This is a genomic window from Streptomyces sp. NPDC093064 (genome assembly GCF_044754605.1).
In the GTDB taxonomy this organism is placed as follows: Bacteria; Actinomycetota; Actinomycetes; order Streptomycetales; family Streptomycetaceae; genus Streptomyces.
This window is the reverse complement of sequence record NZ_JBIVPK010000127.1, coordinates 1-3,844: the sequence shown is the minus strand read 5'-3', so window position 1 is coordinate 3,844 and position 3,844 is coordinate 1. Positions and strand designations below refer to the sequence as shown.

Sequence of the window (3,844 nt, the reverse complement as noted above, 5' to 3'; positions counted from 1 at the left end):
GACCACCCGCGCAATCCGCGACCAACCCCAACGAGCACTTCCACTCCTGGGCATCACCAACAACCCGGGAACCGAGGGAACTTGATCAAGCCCTGCCCTCTCCCGCACCTGGCAGCGCAGAAGTTCCTGGATCCGCTGGTCAAGACCGTCTTCGCGCCACAGGCCGAAGTAATAGAACACCGCTGACCAGGCCGGGAAGTCGTGGGGCAGGTAGCGCCACTGACAGCCCGCCCGGTTCTGATAGAAGATCGCGTTCACGACTTCCCTCAGATCGCAGGCCCCGGGATCACCGGTCGCCAACCGTGCCACCCTGTCCTGCTTCCAGGCCGTGATCATTGGCTCGATCAACGCCCAACGCTCGTCCGACAAGTCACTCGGATACGGTCTTCGACCCATGCCCGCATCCCAGCATGCGCATGACCGATGGTCGGCTCGTAAGACGAACAGTCCCACGATCGAGCGATCACGAACCGAGGAAAACCGGACTTAACGTCCTCTCAGATCACCCAATTCCGCTGAATACCCAGGGTGAATAGCCCCGTTGCGAAGTGTCCCAATTTGGGGTCGCGGAGATCTTGACGGCGCTTTACCTTTCCCAACAGACTTCCCACAACTTGGGTGCCTCGCCCGACTGACACCCCCGTCTCGGGAGGGCGCGCCAGATGGAGGAAACTCGATGAGGAGTCCCCGCAGAGCGCGGCATTACGCGCTCTTGCTCGCAATTCCCTTGGCGGTCACCATGAGTGCCCTTCCGGCGCTCGGCGCTCCCACGAGCCAACCGGTCACACCCGACCGCGATTCCAGCACCGCCCAGAACGGTGTCGCACTGATGCGCATCGTCGTCCCCGATAAGTCGGGGGTGGACAAGCTTGACGCCATGGGTGTCGATTTGGCCGAATACAGTAAGCCGGTCGACAACGGCATCGAAGTGCACGCCGTCCTCAGCCCTGATGAGACCGAGAACCTGCGTGACCAGGGCTTCGACGTCCAGAACCCCATTTCGGACCAGGGCGATTACAACGCGAACATGCGCGCCCGTTCGCAGGCGGTCGCGATCGAGGCCGCCGACGCGGCCGAGGCTGACACGCTCACGCCCCTGCGCGCCGAGTGGTTCACCAGCCTCAACGACCAGCGGTTCCTGTCGGTCGAGGTGAAGTCCAGCGCGACGGACGCCCAGACCGTCCTCACCGCCTCTTGGGACAGTGGCAAGGGCACCAAGCCCGGCTCCGGCGGTACGGCGACGATGTCCCGCTTCACCGACGCCGGCCAGTACATGTACCACCGGTTCAGCGCGCCGCTGGCCATCACCGAGGCCCCCGCCACGGTCACCGTCACCAGCAGCCGCGGCGGCACGATCACCGTGCCGGTGACCAAGTGGCTGGGTGACCCGGTCAAGGCGCCGAGCCCGAACTACGTATCGGACTTCGTCGACCACTACATGGACCCGACCGAGGTCACCGACCGGGTCGTCGGTCTCGCCAAGGAATTCCCGAACATCTCGGAGATCATCAATCTCCCGTACAAGACGAACGGCTACCGCCGCCAGGCGCAGGCGCAGTTCGGCACGGGTTCGGGGACCGCGCTGGCGAGCACGTTCTACGTGACCTCCAAGGCGTACGGCAGTGAGGGCGGCAACGACCTCAGCATCACGCTGAAGAACCCGGGAGCGAACAACGCTCCGCTGTCGGTCGCGGTCAACGGCAAGGAATTCGTGGTCAACCTGGCCACGGACGCCTCCGGCGCGATCACCAGCACCGCGGGCCAGGTCGTGAACGCCATCAACGCCAACGCGGCGGTGTCGACGCTGGTGACCGCCAGCCTCTACCGGACCAGCAATGGCACCGGTGTGGTGGCCGCGGCCCCGGCGACCCCGCTGACCGACGGCCTCAAGGCGCCGGCGAGCGTCTCGCGTGAGCCGTTCCAGATGAAGGCGATCCGGATCGGCAAGCACCGGGACGGCTCGAAGACCGGTGTGTTCCTCTACTGCCAGGAGCACGCGCGCGAGTGGGTGACCCCGATCACCTGCGTGGAGACCGCCGAACGGTTGCTGCGCAACTACGCGCGGGACGCGAACACCAAGAAGCTGGTGGACGACCTTGACATCTTCATCATCCCGACGATGAACCCCGACGGCGCCCACTACTCAATGTACGACTACAACATGCAGCGTAGGAACATGGTCAACTACTGCGCTGCGGACAACTCGGACCCGGCACGCCGCAACTCCTGGGGCGTCGACCTCAACCGCAACTTCTCCGTCGGCAGTGGCTTCGACGGCTACACCGGCGGCAGCACCAGCTGCACCGGCGATACCTACTCAGGTCCGTCGGAGCTGTCGGAGCCGGAAGCGCGCAACGAGGTGTGGCTCGCGAACAACTTCAAGAACATCAAGTTCGCGATGAACACCCACTCCTACGGCGGCTACTTCATGTGGCCCCCGGGAGCGTACAAGTCCGCCGGCCGTGAGGTGCTGCCGCGGACGGACATGGGCACGGAGAACTACTTCTGGAACGCCTCCACCCACATCCTGTCCGCCGTCCAGGACTGGCGCGGCACCGGCATCCAGCCGGGACGCACCGGCCCCGTGGTCGACGTGCTGTACTCGGCGGCCGGCAACAGCGCCGACGAGTTCTGGTACAACAACGGCATCATCGGCTGGGACTTCGAAGTCGGCACGGACCTCTACGACCCGGCCACCAAGAAGTACAACGCGGTCGGCTTCCAGCCCCCGTTCAGCGAGGGCCACGAGGAGGCCATGGAGTTCTCCAACGGCCAGATCGGCATCCTCGATGTCGCCCGCGCCTACGACAAGGACCACCAGCAGCCCACGTCGAAGCTCGCGGTGACCAACGCGTCCGCCACCTCGACGACGTTCACCTTCACCGTGGACGAGCCGGCGAACATCTACTACACGCTCGACGGCAGCCGCCCGACGATGAACTCGCCGAAGCTCGCCGCCGCGGGCATGCGCGAGGGCGCCGAGAAGATCACGGTCCACAAGAACACCGTCGTCCAGTGGTTCTCCATGGACCTCGCGGGCAACTACGAGCAGAACTACAAGCCCGACGGCAACGGCAAGAACTACAACAAGCAGAACGTAACGGTCGGCGGCACGAACTAACCCTCCGCTGACCCTCGGCCAACCAGCCCCGGCCCGTGCCACCCAGGCACGTGCCGGGGCTGTCTGCTGAGGTGCAACCGCGATGCCGGTCGGGAACGTGTCGGATGCGGCCCCACTCCCACCAGACGCGGAAGGCGCCGTCGCGGCCATACACCTCGTTCGCGGCCACCCACACGCTCCGCTCGGGAAAATCCAGCAGGGCCCGCTCGATCATCTGCTCCGCCAGGCGTGGATTGGCCTGGACGCCCACCGTGTCGGGGACATGCGCGGCCCGGCACCACTCCCGGTCGTCGGTCCACTCGCGCGGCAGGTACAACTCACAGTCGATCATCGCCTGCCCCGCGCCGGTGGTCCAGGCCGCCACACCCCGGCCTGGCGCGGGAAGACGCCACCCAGCGTGCCAGCGAACTGGCGGGCCACCCTGGCCGAACCCGTGCCCTTCTTGGCGAACCCGGTCTCGTCCACCACCAGCACCCCCGCACCGCCCGGACCGGCCCCCACACCGGCATCGGCCAGGCCGGTAACCACATAGCGGCGGGTGAGGTCACGAAGCTCGTCGGCGTCCCAGCGGAAGCGGTCCAACAAGTGCTGCTACCCCCACGGGGCCATGTCGCCCGCGTACTCGGACAGTCCCTTCAGTTGTAGATCACGGCCCTTGTGGTACTTCTGCGGACGCGTGCGGTGGGGGCTGGTGCATGTGTCGTCGTGCGTGGGTGCGGCGGT

At 65.9% G+C, this 3,844-nt stretch carries 3 protein-coding genes and 1 pseudogene; 1 reads left to right on the top strand and 3 read right to left on the bottom strand.

All coding sequences use genetic code 11. From position 1 onward, the window contains the following. On the bottom strand, positions 1 to 396 hold a 396-nt coding region (locus ACIQFZ_RS43240), incomplete at its 3' end, for a transposase (protein ID WP_402693980.1). Between the two features lie 343 nt (positions 397 to 739). Between ACIQFZ_RS43240 and ACIQFZ_RS43235 the strand changes: the two genes are divergently transcribed. Continuing rightward, entirely contained in the window at positions 740 to 3,121 is a 2,382-nt protein-coding gene (locus ACIQFZ_RS43235) for a M14 family metallopeptidase (protein ID WP_383063861.1), read from the top strand. A 187-nt stretch (positions 3,122 to 3,308) separates the two neighbouring features. Here ACIQFZ_RS43235 and ACIQFZ_RS43230 read toward each other — a convergent pair. After that, positions 3,309 to 3,452 (bottom strand): annotated as a pseudogene (locus ACIQFZ_RS43230) (transposase); the annotation flags it as partial. Then, on the bottom strand, positions 3,449 to 3,706 hold the full coding sequence (locus ACIQFZ_RS43225) for a transposase (RefSeq protein WP_402693979.1): 258 nt from the start codon (positions 3,704 to 3,706) through the stop codon (positions 3,449 to 3,451). The pseudogene ACIQFZ_RS43230 and the gene ACIQFZ_RS43225, both read right to left, overlap by 4 nt. Positions 3,707 to 3,844: the final 138 nt, after the last annotated feature.

Coding starts and splice junctions, on each gene's coding strand:
- ACIQFZ_RS43235 (WP_383063861.1), top strand. CDS start 740: ATGAGTGCCCTTCCGGCGCTCGGCGCTCCCACGAGCCAACCGGTCACA.